Origin of the sequence: Synechococcus sp. CCAP 1479/10 (assembly GCF_019038515.1) — a bacterium.
GTDB lineage: Bacteria > Cyanobacteriota > Cyanobacteriia > PCC-6307 > Cyanobiaceae > Cyanobium.
Genome location: NZ_JAFKRJ010000029.1, coordinates 36,152 through 50,912, shown reverse-complemented (window position 1 = coordinate 50,912; position 14,761 = coordinate 36,152). Strand labels below are relative to the sequence as shown.

At 69.7% G+C, this 14,761-nt stretch carries 12 protein-coding genes; 4 read left to right on the top strand and 8 right to left on the bottom strand.

From position 1 onward, the window contains the following. The first annotated feature begins 35 nt into the window (after positions 1 to 35). Positions 36 to 416: a thermonuclease family protein gene (locus tag KUG39_RS10945; RefSeq protein ID WP_216912778.1), complete on the top strand. Its 381-nt coding sequence runs from the start codon at positions 36 to 38 to the stop codon at positions 414 to 416. A gap of 25 nt (positions 417 to 441) precedes the next feature. On the opposite strand, the gene acnB is transcribed toward KUG39_RS10945, so the two are convergent. Then, positions 442 to 3,084, bottom strand: coding sequence for a bifunctional aconitate hydratase 2/2-methylisocitrate dehydratase (gene acnB / locus KUG39_RS10940; RefSeq protein ID WP_216912776.1), 2,643 nt, complete (start codon positions 3,082 to 3,084; stop codon positions 442 to 444). Between the two features lie 148 nt (positions 3,085 to 3,232). On the opposite strand from acnB, the gene KUG39_RS10935 reads away from it, so the two are divergent. After that, complete coding sequence (locus KUG39_RS10935; protein WP_094586423.1) at positions 3,233 to 4,306, top strand: 3-deoxy-7-phosphoheptulonate synthase; 1,074 nt, start codon at positions 3,233 to 3,235, stop codon at positions 4,304 to 4,306. A 148-nt stretch (positions 4,307 to 4,454) separates the two neighbouring features. Beyond that, positions 4,455 to 4,811 (top strand): hypothetical protein, encoded by a 357-nt coding sequence (locus tag KUG39_RS10930; protein WP_094586421.1) that lies wholly within the window; start codon positions 4,455 to 4,457, stop codon positions 4,809 to 4,811. A gap of 11 nt (positions 4,812 to 4,822) precedes the next feature. Here KUG39_RS10930 and KUG39_RS10925 read toward each other — a convergent pair whose 3' ends face one another. The 7 genes from KUG39_RS10925 to KUG39_RS10895 form a co-directional block, all read right to left on the bottom strand. Continuing rightward, entirely contained in the window at positions 4,823 to 6,286 is a 1,464-nt protein-coding gene (locus tag KUG39_RS10925) for a mechanosensitive ion channel family protein (RefSeq protein ID WP_216912774.1), read from the bottom strand. Beyond that, a complete protein-coding gene (locus KUG39_RS10920) occupies positions 6,286 to 6,957 on the bottom strand; it encodes a diacylglycerol/polyprenol kinase family protein (RefSeq protein ID WP_216912772.1) in 672 nt (223 codons plus the stop codon). Before KUG39_RS10920 ends, KUG39_RS10925 begins: the two co-directional genes overlap by 1 nt. Before the next feature lie 20 nt (positions 6,958 to 6,977). Next, positions 6,978 to 8,003 (bottom strand): sigma-70 family RNA polymerase sigma factor, encoded by a 1,026-nt coding sequence (locus KUG39_RS10915; protein WP_094586415.1) that lies wholly within the window; start codon positions 8,001 to 8,003, stop codon positions 6,978 to 6,980. A gap of 117 nt (positions 8,004 to 8,120) precedes the next feature. Continuing rightward, on the bottom strand, positions 8,121 to 10,262 hold the full coding sequence (gene ppk1 / locus KUG39_RS10910) for a polyphosphate kinase 1 (RefSeq protein ID WP_286190979.1): 2,142 nt from the start codon (positions 10,260 to 10,262) through the stop codon (positions 8,121 to 8,123). Between the two features lie 55 nt (positions 10,263 to 10,317). Continuing rightward, complete coding sequence (locus KUG39_RS10905) at positions 10,318 to 11,598, bottom strand: MFS transporter (RefSeq protein WP_190609962.1); 1,281 nt, start codon at positions 11,596 to 11,598, stop codon at positions 10,318 to 10,320. A 7-nt stretch (positions 11,599 to 11,605) separates the two neighbouring features. Beyond that, the gene (locus KUG39_RS10900; RefSeq protein ID WP_216912770.1) at positions 11,606 to 12,910 is read right to left on the bottom strand and encodes a glycosyltransferase family 4 protein; all 1,305 of its coding nucleotides are present in this window, start codon (positions 12,908 to 12,910) and stop codon (positions 11,606 to 11,608) included. Between the two features lie 65 nt (positions 12,911 to 12,975). Further along, positions 12,976 to 13,968 (bottom strand): glycosyltransferase family 2 protein, encoded by a 993-nt coding sequence (locus tag KUG39_RS10895; RefSeq protein ID WP_216912768.1) that lies wholly within the window; start codon positions 13,966 to 13,968, stop codon positions 12,976 to 12,978. A 138-nt stretch (positions 13,969 to 14,106) separates the two neighbouring features. On the opposite strand from KUG39_RS10895, the gene KUG39_RS10890 reads away from it, so the two are divergent. Beyond that, on the top strand, positions 14,107 to 14,754 hold the full coding sequence (locus KUG39_RS10890; RefSeq protein ID WP_216912766.1) for a succinate dehydrogenase/fumarate reductase transmembrane subunit: 648 nt from the start codon (positions 14,107 to 14,109) through the stop codon (positions 14,752 to 14,754). Positions 14,755 to 14,761: the final 7 nt, after the last annotated feature.

The following is a 14,761-nucleotide window of genomic DNA, read 5'->3' as shown; positions in this document are numbered from 1 at the left end:
CCATTCCCCCTCCTCCCGCTGACGACGTCCGGGTCGTGAAGGTGCTGGATGGCCGCACCATCGTCGTCACCTCCTACGGCGACCCGTTCAAAGTGCGGCTGGCCTGCATCCGTACCCCGCAACTCCCACAGGGCAGCTCGGGCCTGGCCGCCAAGGCCGCCTTGGAGGCCCTTCTTCTGCCCGGTGCCTGGGTGACGCTATCGAAGCGCAGCAAGGCCGCTGATGGCGTCGAGCTGGCGGAGATCATTCCCGTTGGTTCGAGGGTGCCGATCAACCTGAGCCTGGTGCAAGTCGGCCTGGCGACCCTGGATCGCCAGGCCGCGAGCCCATGCCACCAGGAGATCTACCGAGAGGCGGAGATGAGAGCCCAAGCCATGCAACTGGGACTCTGGTGGCCATCGCCGGGCACCCGATAGGGGCAGCCCGGCTCCTTTCGCCCCGTCACACCTCCGCCAGCACCTTCTCCTCCTCCTCCACGCTCACCACCCGGCCGGCATCTTCGAAGCCGTCGATCTGGTCGAAGTTGAGGTAGCGGTAGAGCTGGTCGGAGAGGGGGTCGATCTTGGCCGCGGCGATCTCCAGGTACTCGGCCGGGCTGGGGATGCGCCCCAGCAGGGCGCACACCGCCGCCAGTTCGGCGCTGCCCAGGTACACCTGGGCGCCGTTGCCGAGGCGGTTGTTGAAGTTGCGGGTGCTGGTGGAGAACACGGTGGTGTTGTCCTCCACCCGGGCCTGGTTGCCCATGCACAGGGAGCAGCCGGGCAGCTCCATGCGGGCGCCGGCGGTCTCGAACTTGGCGGTGTAGCCCTCGGCCCGCAGCACCTCGTCGTCCATGCGGGTGGGGGGACACACCCACAGACGGGCGGCGCTGGTGCCGGCCCCGTCCATCACCGTGGCGGCGGCGCGGTAGTGGCCGATGTTGGTCATGCAGGAGCCGATGAACACCTCATCGATCCGGTCGCCGGCCACCTCGCTCAGCAGCTTGACGTTGTCCGGGTCGTTGGGGCAGGCCAGGATCGGTTCGCTCAGCTCGTCCAGGTTGATGTCGATCACCGCCGCGTACTCGGCGTCGGCATCGGCCTCCATCAGCACCGGATTGGCCAGCCAGGCCTCCATCGCCTTGATCCGGCGGGCCATGGTGCGGGCATCGCTGTAGCCCCGGGCGATCATGTTCTTCAGCAGCGCCACGTTGCTGCGCAGGTATTCGCTCACCGTCTCGACGCTCAGCTTGATCGTGCTGCCGGCACAGGAGCGTTCCGCGGTGGCGTCGGTGAGCTCGAACGCCTGCTCCAGCTTCAGGTCGGGGAGCCCCTCGATCTCCATGATCCGGCCGCTGAAAATGTTCTTCTTGCCGGCCTTCTCCACCGTCAGCAGGCCCTGCTGGATGGCCACATAGGGGATGGCGTTGACCACGTCCCGCAGGGTGACGCCGGGCTGCAGGGAGCCGGAGAAGCGCACCAGCACCGACTCGGGCATGTCGAGCGGCATGGCGCCGATGGCGGCCGCGAAGGCCACCAGGCCGGAGCCGGCCGGGAACGAGATGCCGAGGGGGAAGCGGGTGTGGCTGTCACCGCCGGTGCCCACCGTGTCCGGCAGGAGCATGCGGTTGAGCCAGCTGTGGATGATGCCGTCGCCGGGCCGCAGGGCGACGCCACCCCGGGAGCTGATGAAGTCGGGCAGTTCGGCGTGGGTCTTGAGATCCACCGGCTTGGGGTAGGCGGCGGTGTGGCAGAAGCTCTGCATCACCAGATCGGCGGAGAAGCCCAGGCAGGCGAGCTCCTTCATCTCGTCGCGGGTCATCGGCCCGGTGGTGTCCTGGCTGCCGACGCTGGTCATCAGCGGTTCGCAGCTGGTGCCGGGGCGCACGCCCGCCAGGCCGCAGGCCTTGCCCACCATCTTCTGGGCCAGGGTGAAGCCCTTGCCCGTGTCGACCGGGGCCACCGGCCGGATGAAGGCCTCCGAGGGGGGCAGGCCCAGCTGCAGCCGCACCTTGTCGGTGAGCGAGCGGCCGATCAGCAGGGGGATGCGGCCACCGGCCCGCACCTCGTCGGCGATGGTGCTGGGCTTGAGCTCGAAACGGGCCAGCACCTCCCCGGCCCCCGGCTCGCCGGCGGCCCGCTCGATCGTGCCGGCGTGGGGCCGGATCGTGATCACGTCGCCGCTGTTGAGGGCGCTGACGTCGCACTCGATCGGCAGGGCGCCGGAATCCTCGGCGGTGTTGAAGAAGATCGGCGCTATCTTGCTGCCCAGCACCACCCCGCCGCTGCGCTTGTTGGGCACGTGGGGGATGTCGGTGCCGATGTGCCAGAGCACCGAGTTGATGGCGGATTTCCGCGAGCTGCCCGTCCCCACCACATCGCCCACGTAGGCGAGCGGGTGGCCCTTCGCCTTCAGCTCGGCGATCAGGGCCAGCCCCTCCGGCATCCGCGTCTCCAGCATCGCCATCGCGTGCAGGGGGATGTCGGGCCGGGTGGTGGCGTGGGTGGCCGGCGAGAGGTCGTCGGTGTTGGTTTCCCCGGTCACCTTGAAGACCGTGACGGTGATCGCCTCGGGCAGGGGCGGCCGGGCGTGGAACCATTCCGCCGCCGCCCAGCTGTCCACCACCTGGCGGGCCAGGGGGTTGGTCTCGGCCAGCTCCAGCACGTCGTGGAAGGCGTCGTACACGAGCAGGGTGCGGCTCAGCCCCCGGGCAGCCTCTTCGGCGACGGCGGCCTCCGGGCAGGAGAGCAGCTCGATCAGGGCGCCGACGTTGTAGCCGCCGATCATGGTGGCCAGCAGCCGGGTGGCCTCCAGGGGGCTCACCAGGGGGCTGGTGGCCGTTCCCTTGGCGATCCCACTCAGCCAGCCCGCCTTCACATAGGCGGCCTCATCCACCCCCGGCGGAATTCGTTCGCTCAGCAGGTGCAGCAGGAAGGCCTCCTCGCCTGCGGGCGGCTGCTCCAGCAGCTGGGTGAGGGCCTGGGCCTGGGGGGCGGTGAGCGGCAGGGACGGCACGCCCAGGGCCTCGCGGGCCGCGGCGGCCTCCCGGTAGCTGGGCAGCAGCTCGGCGGGGGAGAGGGGGGCGGAGCTCGGGGAGACGGACATATGGACGCAGGACCGCATGGGCATCCCTTCCATTGTTCTTCCCCGCGGGTCCGCCCTCTGGTGACGACGGCTGCAGAAGTCGGCGCTGGCATCGGTGCCGCCAGTTCGTAGGCTGGGGGGTCTGACCAATCCCCGCCGGCCGCAGCGCATGATCCCCACCTCCGATCTCCACGTGGTGGAAACCCGGCCGCTGGTGCCGCCGGCGGTGCTGCATGCGGAGCTGCCCCTGTCGGAGCAGGCGGCCCGCACCGTGCAGCAGGCCCGGGAGCGGATCAAGGCCATCCTGCACGCCGGCGACCAGCGGATGCTCGTGATCGTCGGTCCCTGCTCGGTCCACGACGTGGCCGCCGCCCGGGAGTACGCCGAAGCTATCGCCCAGGCCCAGCGCCGCCATCGGGACGAGCTGGAGATCGTGATGCGGGTCTACTTCGAGAAGCCCCGCACCACCGTGGGTTGGAAGGGGATGATCAACGACCCCCACCTCGACGGCAGCTACGACATCAACACCGGCCTGCGCCGGGCCCGTTCCCTGCTGCTGCACCTGGCGGAGCTGGGCCTGCCGGCGGCCACCGAGGTGCTCGATCCGGTGGTGCCCCAGTACCTCGCCGACCTGATCAGCTGGACCGCCATCGGCGCCCGCACCACCGAGAGCCAGACCCACCGGGAGATGGCCTCGGGACTGTCGATGCCGATCGGCTTCAAGAACGGCACCGACGGCAGCGCCGCCACCGCCATCAATGCCATGGAGGCGGCCGCCCGGCCCCACCATTTCCTGGGCATCAACAGGGAGGGCCAGGCCGCGATCGTGTCCACCACCGGCAACCCGGATGGCCACCTGGTGCTGCGCGGCGGCAAGAGCGGCACGAATTACCACGCCGAGGCTGTGGAGGCGGCGGCGGCCCTGCTGGCCAAGGACGGCCTGCCGGCGCGGCTGATGGTGGACTGCAGCCACGGCAATTCCAACAAGGACTACCGCCGCCAGGGGGAGGTGCTGCGCCAGGTGGCCGAGCAGGTGCGGGGCGGTTCGGTCCACGTGATGGGGGTGATGCTGGAAAGCCATCTGGTGGAGGGAAATCAGAAGATCTCCGCCGACCTGGACTCGCTCACCTACGGCCAGAGCATCACCGATGCCTGCATCGATCTGCCCACCACCCTGGATCTGCTCGTCGAGCTGGCCGAAGCGGTGCGCCAGGCCCAGGCCCGCAGTCTGGCCCTGGCCTGAAGGGCTCTGCTCTTCTCCAAGGCAGGACAATCAGCACTCGAAAGGTGAGAGTGCTGATCCGATCTTCTGCAACAGAGTGTTCCTGGTGAACAGCTGACTGGCGTGCCCTGGGTACGTTTGGGGCCAGCAAGATCGTGGTGGGACGCTGATGACCTATCTCCTGCAGTTCTGCGGGTTGTCCGACCCCTTGCAGCTGTTCTATCTCGAGCAGAAATCCGTCGCCTCCCCCTCCGGCGGCCCACCCGCCCCCGGCCCGATCTACGGCGGTTTCCGCCCCTTCCAGCTCGATGACCTGCTGGACTGGGCCCTCGACACGGCCCGGGGCCGCTGCTGGGACGGCGAGGCCATCCAGCGTCTGGTGATCGATGTCTGGATGGAGCGGGCCGATGTGATCCGCCAGTGGCAGCTGCGGCTGCGGGAGGAGCCGGCCGAGCGGCTGCTGGTGGCCGGCATCGGCACCCAGCGCGACTGGGAGCTCCGCTGCGAGCAGCTCCTGAGGGCCTGAGCGGCGTCCCCTCAGTCGACCTCGAGGCCGAACAGGTGGCGCATGCGCTCCAGGATCGAGGTCTGGCGGCGGGCTGCATCCGGTGAGGAGAGCTTCTCCAGTTCCGAGCGCCGCTGGCCCACGATCGCCGCCAGCGCCTCCAGCACCCCGGCATCGTCCTCCACCAGGGGCATGAAGTCGTCCCGCTCCACCTCCAGCAGCACGCATTCCCCCCGCGAGCGCACCGTGGCCGTGCGGGGTTCGCCGGTGCAGACGGTCATCTCCCCGAAGATCTGATCCCGGCCCAGCACGGCCACCGAGCGCCCCAGGGGGGAACCGTCGGCCTTGAACACCTCCACCTCGCCGTCCACCACCTGGAACAGGGCCACGCCCTCCTCTCCTTCCGCCACGATCGTTTCGCCGGAGCCGAAGCGCAGGCAGCGCACCTCCGAGGCGAGTCGGTTCACCTGTTCGGGGTCCAGCTGGGCGAACAGCCAGCTGCGCCGCAGCAACTGGGCCGTCAGCGAGGCATCCACACCGGTGGGGTGGGCAGGATCCCGCTGGGTCTGGCGCCGCTTCAGTTCCCGCACCGGGTAGGGCAGCTCCCAGCCCTGGCGCTCCAGGGCGTACCAGATCTGCTCCAGCAGTTCGCCGCGCAACCGCAGCCGATCGCCCTCCGAGGGCCCCCGCTGGTACCCCTGCAGCTCGTAGCGGATGCGGGAGTCCTCGTAGGAGCTGATCAGCACCTCCGGCTCCGGTTCGAGCAGCACCAGGGGGTTCTCGGCCATCACCCGCAGCAGCAGCTGGCGCGCCCGGGCCGGCGGGATTTCGTAGCCCAGGGCGATTTCGAAGCGGTTCCCCACCGGTTCGTGCTGGCTGAAGCGCCGCATCGGGTTGTCCGCCACCGTGTTGTTGGGCAGGTTCACGGTGGAGCCGTCCTTGCGGCGCAGGCGGGTGCTCATCAGATGCAGGGACTCCACCGTGCCGCTCTCGTCGCCGACGCTGATCCAGTCCCCCTCCCGGAAGGGCGGATCCACCTGCAGCTCGATGCCGGCGAACAGATCCTTGAGCGTTTCCTGGGCCGCCAGGCCGATCACGGCCGTGAGCACCGCCGAGGTGGTCACGAGGCCCACCAGGTTGAGGTTGGCGAGGCGCTGCAGCACCAGCACCGTGGCCAGGGCCGAGAGGCCCAGCATCAGCAGGTCCCGCAGGATCTTGGCGGTGGGTCGCCACCAGCCCAGGGCCTCCGGGCACTCCAGGGCCAGCCAGGCCACCAGGGCGATCAGGGCGTAGACGGTGGCCAGCTCGTCGACGGCGCCGAGCCACTGCACCCCGGCTGGTCGGGCGGTGCCGCCGATCACGCCCCACAGCAGCACCGCCACCAGCGGCAGCAGCAGGGGCGGTGGCGGCAGCTGGAAGCGGCGGGTGGCCAGCCGCAGCCCCAGCAGGACCGCCGCCAGGGCCAGGCCGATGAGGATCCGCTCGATCGGTCCCATCAGCTCAGCACCCGCCACAGCCCGGCCACCGCCAGGGGCACGCTGATGTTGTCGATGCCCAGCAGGGCCCACTGCTCCAGCCCCGTGGCCACCAGGGCGATGAGGGCGATCGAGGCCGGCGCCGGGCCACCGCCCAGCAGCCCCAGGCTCAGCAGCGCCACCAGGCTGGCGATCCCCATGGCGGCGGTGCCCGCCAGGGAGCGGCGCTCGCCGAACACCGTCCAGCTCGGTGACGGGATCAGCGGGCCCAGCAGACCGGCCAGGCCGTCACCGAACGCCATCACCAGCACTCCCGCTGCCACCGTGTCGGGGTGGGCGGGCCACCAGAGCCACAGCAGCAGGGTGATCGAGGCGCCGTAGGCGACCGTGCCGTAGCTGTGCCGGTCCACGTCCTCGATCGCCGGCAGCACCCGCACCCGGTGGTTGAGGGCGGCCAGCAGGGTGATGGCGGCGGCGGCGGGTATGGCGATCAGCCGTTCGACACCGAAGGCCCAGGCGATCAGCACCACCGGCCCGGCTCCGATATGCACCAGCTTGCGGCTCCATTCCCGCTGAGCGGGCCAGCGGCGGCGCAGCAGCAGGGCACCGGCGCTGAGCAGCGCCAGCCAGAGGGCCACGGCCAGCACACCGGTGAGCCGGGCCAGGTCGTCATGCTCCGGGGGAAGGACCAACGCCAGCAGGGAAGCTTGGGTCAGGCGGCCTGGTGAAGGTTGCTCATCAGGCGCAGTTTCATGATCGCCTTGGCCTCCAGTTGGCGCACCCGTTCGCGGGAGACGTTGATCTGGCGGCCGATCTCGGCGAGGGTGAGCGGTTCGGCGCCCTCAAGGCCGAAGCGCAGCCGCAGGATTTTCTGTTCCCGCTCGTTCAGCTGGGAGAGCCAGGCGCCGAGGTGCTCCTTCTGCAGATGGCGGTCCATCGAGTCGAAGTGCTCGTTGCTGGCCGGGTCGGCGATCAGCTCGCCCAGGGTGCTGCGATCCTCCTCGCCACGGGCGTGGGCGTCGAGGGAGGCGCAGGGGGCGCTCTGGGTCATCAGTTCCTCGAGCTCCTCCGGCTGCATGCCCATGGCATGGGCCAGCTCGAGCCGGTTGGGCTGGCGCCCGAGACGGTGGGAGAGCTCGCGGGTGATGCGCCGCATCTTCGAGAGCTTCTCGCTGATGTGAATCGGCAGGCGAATCGTGCGGGCGCTGTTATCGATGGCGCGCGTCATGCCCTGGCGGATCCACCAGTAGGCATAGGTGGAAAACTTGTAGCCCATGGCGGGGTCGAACTTGTCGACGGCCCGCTCCAGACCGATGGCCCCTTCCTGGACAAGATCGAGCAGTTCGAGACCCTGGTTCTGATACTTCTTGGCGACGCTCACCACCAGCCGCAGGTTGGCGGCCATCATGCGGTCGCGGGCCCGCTGGCCCATGCGCAGCTGGCGCCTCTGGCGGGCGGTGAGCTCACCGTCGACGAGTGCCTGGAGCTTCTTGCCCGCCTGGACGTGGTGGGCGAGTTCGATTTCCTCAGCCGGTGTAAGAAGAGGCACACGGCCAATTGTGCTGAGATACCAACCGATGGAGTCGGCGCTGATGCGCCCCCCCTGGCGGGCCGTGGTCTTGGCTGTGGCTGTCGGCTTGGAACTGACTGAACCGCCGCTGGATTTCGTCCTGCTGGACGAAGCCCCTTCTGCACTGCTCTTCAGCAGCGAGAGGGCGGAATGCAGAGGTGTCCCCATCACCCCAGGCTCCCGAATGAATTTGGCCGGAATGTAGCACCGCAGGAAGGTTGAAACCCGGATCCGGCGGAAGATTGTATGTATTTTGACTGAAAGAAGTTGCTTATGTCGTGATGGCTACGCTTTGGCCTCCGGAACGAGGCCGCCGCGCCAGCGTTCCATCAGCAGCTTCTGGGTCAGTTTTGGCTCGCCGGAGTGCTGACGCTGTGCAAAGTGTCCATCGCTGTGCATGTGCCAGGCGCCCGTATCGGTGAGGTAAAGCTCAAGCAAGGCCTCGATCTGCTGCTGGAGCTTCGGGTCCTCAATCGGCGCCACCGCCTCGACCCGCCGGTCGAGGTTGCGGGGCATCCAGTCGGCGCTGCCGAAGAACATCTCCGGCTGGCCGCCGTTGGCGAACCAGAACAGCCGTGAATGCTCCAGGAAGCGACCGATGACACTGATCACCGTGATGCCCTCGCTGACCCCTTCGAGCCCGGGCCGCAGCGAGCACATGCCCCGGATGATCAGCTCGATCCGCACCCCGGCGGCCGAGGCTTCGTAGAGCAGGGCGATGATCGCCGGATCGACCAGGGCATTCATCTTGGCCTTGATGTGTCCGCCGCGACCGGCCTTGGCATGGTCGATCTCCCGCCGGATCAGCCCCTCCATGCCCTTGCGCAGGGTGACGGGCGCCACCAGCAACTTGCGGAAACTCTGCTGCTTGGAGAATCCGGTCAGGTAGTTGAACAGTTCCACCAGATCCTGGCCGAAGTCCTCCCGGGCCGTCAGCAGACCGACGTCGGTGTAAAGCGAGGAGGTCTTGGAGTTGTAGTTGCCGGTGCCGATGTGTGCGTAGCTGCGCAGGGATCCCTTCTCGCGCCGCACCACCAGCAGCACCTTGGTGTGGGTCTTGAGCCCCAGCACGCCATACACCACATGCACCCCGGAGCGTTCCAGCTGGCGGGCCCACTGGATGTTGTTGTCCTCGTCGAAGCGGGCCTTGAGCTCCACCAGGGCCATCACCTGCTTGCCGTTCTCGGCGGCGCGGATCAGGGAGGCCACCACCGGCGAATCCTTCGACGTCCGGTAGAGGGTCATCTTGATGGCCAGCACCGAGGCGTCGGCGGCCGCCTGGCTGAGGAATTCCTCCACCGAGGTGGAGAACAGGTCGAAGGGATGGTGCAGCAGCACATCGCCCCGCCGCAGCACCGAGAAGATGCTCTCGAACTCCTCCTGCTTGATCGAACCGTCCTCCAGCTGGCTGCGCTGGGCCCGCACCAGGGCCGGCGCCGTGCGTCCCTTGTGGGGGGCGTCCCGCAGCTGGCTGAGGGGGATCGCCATCAGGCTCATCAGGTCGTCGAGGCCCAGGGGGCCGTTGGTGCGGTAGACGTCCGCCGGCTCCACGTCGGTGCCCTCCATCAGCAGGTGCACCACCTCCTCGGGCATCTCGTCGGCCACCTCCACCCGCACCACCTCGCCGCCCACCCGGCGCTTGCGCAGGCCCTCCTGCAGGGCCTCCATCAGGTCGTCGGCCTCCAGATCCCGCAGCTCCAGGTCGGCGTCCCGGGTGATCCGGAAGAAGTAGTGCCCCTCGATGGTCATGCCGGGGAACAGCCAGCGCAGGTTGAAGGCCACCAGCTGCTCGAGCGGAACCGCCGTGTAGCCCGGCGTGGGCACGACGCCGCTCAGCTCGGTGGGGATCGGCACGAAGCGCGGCAGGATCTTCTGGGGCACCTTCACCCGGGCGAACTGCTGGCGGCCCGTGTCCGGGTCGCGGATCAGGGCCGCCACGTTGAGGCTCAGGTTGCTGAGGAACGGGAACGGGTGGGCCGGGTCCACCGCCAGGGGGGTGAGCACCGGAAAGATCGCCTTGCGGAAGTAGTCGTCGGCCCAGGCCTTCTGGGCCTCGTTGAGCCGCAGGTAGTCGAGCAGCTGGACCCCGTACTCGGCGAGGTGGGTCTTGAGGGAGTGGCGGTAGTGCTGCTGCTGCATCTCCAGAAGGGGCCGCAGCTTTGTCTGGATCGCCTCCAGCTGCTCCTGGGGCGTCAGGCCGTCGTCGCTGCGGCCGGTGACCCCCGCTTCCAGCTGCGACTTCAGCGAAGCCACCCGCACCATGAAGAATTCGTCGAGGTTGTTGCTGAAGATGGCGCTGAATTTGGCCTGCTCCAGCAGCGGCGTGTGCTCATCAAGCGCCAGGGCCAGCACCCGGCGGTTGAACTCAATCCAGCTCAGCTCGCGGTTGATGTAGAGATCGGGAGCGACGACCGGCTGCGACGACATACGGCGGGGCTCCGCGAGCATCAGAAAAGGCAAGGTAGCAATGGCGATCCCGCCGTCAGGGTGTCGCCTCTGCTTGACGGTGGGATCCTGCCGCCACCAGCCACACCACGACGGCCATCAGCAGAATCCCCAGCCAGAACGGACTGCGGCGGCCGATGGTCTCGTAGGCCAGCCCCGCCAGGGGTGGGCCGAGGAAGCTGGCCAGGCTCTGGAGTCCCTGCAGGCTGCCCAGGGCGGCGCCCTGGCCGCTGTCGGCGAGGCGCCGTGACACCAGGCTGCGCAGGCTGGGGGTCACCAGGCCGGTGCCCAGGGCCAGGATCGCCACCGCCGTGAACACCAGGGGCACGGCGTTGCCCTGATCCGCCAGGGGCACCAGCAGGAAGCCCGCCATGACACAGCCCAGGCCGATCTGGGTGAGGCGCCACTCCCCCAGCCGCTGCACCAGCGGACCGATCAGGCCCCCCTGCACCACCGTGGCCACCACACCGACCACCAGGAAGGCGCCCGCCGACAGGCCCGGGCCCCAGCCGAAAGCCTGCTTGAAGTACAGCACCAGCAGGGCGGTGAAGCCGCTGAACCCCAGGAAGAACAGGAAGAAGGCGGCGCAGAGGCGGCGCACCCTCGGATCGGCGAACACCCGCTGCAGCTGGCCGAAGGGCTGCAGCTCCCAGACCCGGGGCAGGGGCAGCCGCTCGTTGGGCGGATGGGTTTCCGGCAGCAGGGTCACCACCACCACCAGGTTCAGCGCGGCGAAGCCCACGGCGAGCAGCAGCGGCAGGCTCACGTTGATGCGGCCCAGCAGGCCGCCCAGGGCCGGGCCGAGGATGAACCCCAGCCCGAAGGCCACACCGATCAGGCCGAAGGCCCGGGCCCGCCGTTCCGGCGTCGAGATGTCGGCCAGCACGGCCGCGGCGGTGGCGGCGGTGCCGCCGCTCACCCCGTCGATCAGGCGGGCGGCGAACAGCAGGGCCAGGGGCAGGCCGGCGGCGGCGGCCTCGGGCCAGAGGCGGCTCCAGGGCAGGATCACGGTGAGGGCGAACAGGCCCAGGCCCAGCACCGAGCCGGCCACGCAGGCGGTGATCACGGGCTTGCGGCCGTAGCGGTCGCTGAGGGCCCCGATCAGGGGGGTGAAGCTGAACTGGGCGATGGCGTAGCTGCCGGCCAGCAGGCCCAGGGTGCGGCCGTCGGTGGTGAAGTCCGCGAGCAGGAACGGCAGCAGCGGGAAGACGATGCTCTCCCCCAGCCGGTCGTTCAGCAGCGTCAGGAAGGCGCAGAGGAGGGTGGAGGGGCGCGATAGTCGCACGGCCGGGCGCCGGGGTTCCCTGCACCCTCCCATGCCGGGGTCACCCCTTCCGGCGACGGCCCAGGACCCCCTTGATCCGGTGCTTGGCCCTGGCGACGGCCGTGCGCAGGGCCTGCCGCAGGGCGGCGGAGCGGGATTGGGGGGCCCGGTACTCCTGATGGAAGGAGGGCGGGATCCCCCGCAGGCCCTCGATGCGGCGGCAGGGGATCGGGTAGGGGCTGGACGGGGCGGCCCTGCCCTGCTGATCGAGCTCCTCCAGCAGCCGGCGCCACAGCAGGTAGCTGGCGTCGGCGTTGTAGTGGCCGCTGACGAGCTCCCGGGCCGCCGTTGAGCAGCGCCGCCAGAGGGCGGGATCGTCGGCCAGCCGCCCCAGGGCAGCGGCGGCCTCCTCGGGATCCTCCGACACCAGCAGGCCGGTGCGCCCATCGTCGACCAGCTCGGGGATGCCGCTGGGGATGCGCCGCACCACGGGCACCACGCCGGCCGCCATCGCCTCCAGCAGGGCGATCGGCAGCCCCTCGAAGTCGGACATCAGCAGGATGGCCTGGGCATCCAGCAGCCGGGCCTTCACCTGCTCGGGGGGCAGCGATCCGGTGAAGTCGATCGCCGCGGCGAGGCCGGCCTCGGCCACCTGCCGTTCACAGTCCGCCCGGGCATAGCCATCGCCGATCAGGGTGGCGCGGATGGAGGCCTTCGACCGGCAGGCCTGGATCAGCGTCCGGATCACCAGCGAGGCGCGCTTCTGGTGCTCCCAGATCCTGCCGCTGAACACCACCCGGAAGGGATCGGCGCGGACGTCCGTCGCCGTCGCCGGCACCTGCACGCCGTAGGGAATCACCCGGGCTGGCCGATCGATGCCCCTGGCGGTGCAGGCCTCGCGGATGTGGCGGGACACGCAGACCAGGACGCTGCCCTGGCGGGCGCCCCCGAAGGCCGCCACGGTCGCCCAGTAGTCGGGATCATCCGAATGCAGGGTGAGCGCCCAGGGCAGCCCCCGGCGGCCGGCCTGGGCCGCCGCCGCGTAGTTGGCCGGCTTGCACTGGGGCAGGAACACCGTGGGCCGCCAGTGGTTGAGGAAGGCCAGGGTGTCCCGGGCGTCCGCTTCGAGGCTGGCCCGCCTGGGCGTGGCGAACACCTCGATGCCCTGGCGCCGCAGCGCCTTGAACAGCGGCGGTTCGCCACGGCCTTCCGCGCTCCCTTCGCTGCTTCCTGCACCGGGGGCGTTCACGAAATGGATGGCGACGCTGACACCATCGGCCGCCAGTCGTCGGGCCAGTCCCAGCACCCAGGTGGTGACGCCGCTGATGTCATCCGCCTGGCTGTAGTGGGCAAAGGCGACGCGCAATGACCACCCAGGGCTGCCGGGCCCAACGATAGTCGCGGCCACCGGGCCGGCCCGGTGGTGTCGCCTCAGCCGGTGGGCCAGCGGAGGTAGCGGCGGCGAAGTTGCGGCGACTGCAGCAGCCGCGCGTACAGCCCCAGGCGCAGGGGGCCGTGCAGGATCCGGATCAGCAGCTTCTCGGCCAGCGATGGCTTGTAGCGCCAGAGGTATTCGTAGAGAATCCAGTCCCAGCCGCCGCTGGTGGCCACGGCATGCCAGTGCCAGGCCGGCTTCGGCCGGGTGATGCGCAGCACCGAGGCGATGGCGGAGGAATATTCCGCGAAGCGGAGTCTTTCCTGGCCGCGGCTGACGGTGCTGCGGGTGGTCTTGTCGTGACAGCGGAAGCCGGAGAGGGCCTCGGCGTCGAAGGCCACGGTGCCACCCATCCGCATCAGGTAGTGGCTCCAGAACAGCCAGTCGCCGGTGCAGCGCCGGCCGGCGGTCAGCGGGCCGAGGGCCTCCAGGGTCGCGGCATCGGGCTTACGGAACACCACGCCACTGGCATTGGCGATGACATTGCCCCGGTCCATGTAGGTGCGACACAGCTGCGACCCTTCGAGGGTGAAGGAGTGCTGCCAGCGCTCCGCGTCGAAGTGATCCGGCCAGAAGCTCTGGTCGGCGATCGGATCGCCCGTGGCATCCATCGTGGTGGTGCGGCAGTACGCCAGCACGCTGCCGTTCTCGAGGTGGGTCACCATCCGTTCGAGAAACAGCGGTGCGCAGGTGTCATCCGATTCGGCGATCCAGATGTAACGCCCCGCGGCCATGTCCATGCCCTTCAGCCATTGCGAGCACGGCTGACCTGAGTTGACCGCATTGCAGACCAGCCGGTGGGGATGGGCCTGCAGCCGCTCCCTGATCACTGCGAGGGAATCGTCGCGGGAGGCGTCATCGAGAACGATCAGCTCGAAGTCCTGAAATGTCTGGTCGAGAATCGATCGCAGCCGCTCCCCCAGGAAGGCCCCGTGGTTGAAGTTGGGTACGATGACGCTCACCAGGGGCGACTGGTCGGACCGCTTCATGTCGGCGCAATGCCCAGCGCACCACCCAGCACACCGCCTGGCGCCCCGCCCGGCTTCCGGCGGCCGCATGCCCCGCCCCGGCCCCTTCCCCCGATGCCTTCTGCCACCTTGCCTCCAGGGGCGCTGACCTGCAGCTGAATGATCATCGGATTCTGGATCGCCGTCACCGGCCTGGCGCTCGTGCTGTTCCTCGCCGTCCACCTCGGCGGCGTGCTGCTGGCCCTGGTGGATCCGCCGGCGTTCGAGAGCTATGCCGCCTCCCTGCACCAGCAGGGCTGGCTGCCCTGGCTGGAGCTCGCCCTGCTGGCGGCCGCCCTGGGCCATCCCCTGCTCTCGCTGCACCGGGCCCACGTCAATCGCCAGGCCCGCGGCCCGGCGGCCGGCCCCCTGCGCAGCCGCCGGACGGGAGCGTGGGAGCCCCTGGCGGCCCTGGCGGGCCGGGCCATCCCCTGGAGCGGCTCGCTGCTGCTGCTGTTTCTCTGCCTGCACCTCGCCCAGCTGCGCTGGCATCGCCCGGCGGCGGGGGCTGAGCTGGCCGCCGTGCTGGAGGTGCTGGCGACGCCTTGGTGCCTGGCCCTCTACGGGGCCGCCGGGGTGGCGGCGGGTCTGCACCTGATCCACGGCACCGAGAGCGCCGTGCGCCGGCTGGGGCTGCTGGAGCCCGCCAATACGGCCGCCCTGCGGCTGGGGGGCCGGGGGCTGGCCCTGCTGCTGGGGGCAGGCTTCACCCTGGTGCCGATCGCCCTGGTGCTGCGGCCCGCGGTCCCGCTGCTGGCCGGCGGATGAGCACGCC

Excerpts from the sequence above, each read along its gene's own strand:
- acnB (WP_216912776.1), bottom strand. The coding sequence starts at position 3,084 with ATGTCCGTCTCCCCGAGCTCCGCCCCCCTCTCCCCCGCCGAGCTGCTG.
- KUG39_RS10905 (WP_190609962.1), bottom strand. The coding sequence starts at position 11,598 with ATGGGAGGGTGCAGGGAACCCCGGCGCCCGGCCGTGCGACTATCGCGC.
- KUG39_RS10890 (WP_216912766.1), top strand. The coding sequence starts at position 14,107 with ATGATCATCGGATTCTGGATCGCCGTCACCGGCCTGGCGCTCGTGCTG.
- ppk1 (WP_286190979.1), bottom strand. The coding sequence starts at position 10,262 with ATGTCGTCGCAGCCGGTCGTCGCTCCCGATCTCTACATCAACCGCGAG.
- KUG39_RS10895 (WP_216912768.1), bottom strand. The coding sequence starts at position 13,968 with ATGAAGCGGTCCGACCAGTCGCCCCTGGTGAGCGTCATCGTACCCAAC.
- KUG39_RS10935 (WP_094586423.1), top strand. The coding sequence starts at position 3,233 with ATGATCCCCACCTCCGATCTCCACGTGGTGGAAACCCGGCCGCTGGTG.
- KUG39_RS10925 (WP_216912774.1), bottom strand. The coding sequence starts at position 6,286 with ATGGGACCGATCGAGCGGATCCTCATCGGCCTGGCCCTGGCGGCGGTC.
- KUG39_RS10930 (WP_094586421.1), top strand. The coding sequence starts at position 4,455 with ATGACCTATCTCCTGCAGTTCTGCGGGTTGTCCGACCCCTTGCAGCTG.
- KUG39_RS10915 (WP_094586415.1), bottom strand. The coding sequence starts at position 8,003 with ATGGGGACACCTCTGCATTCCGCCCTCTCGCTGCTGAAGAGCAGTGCA.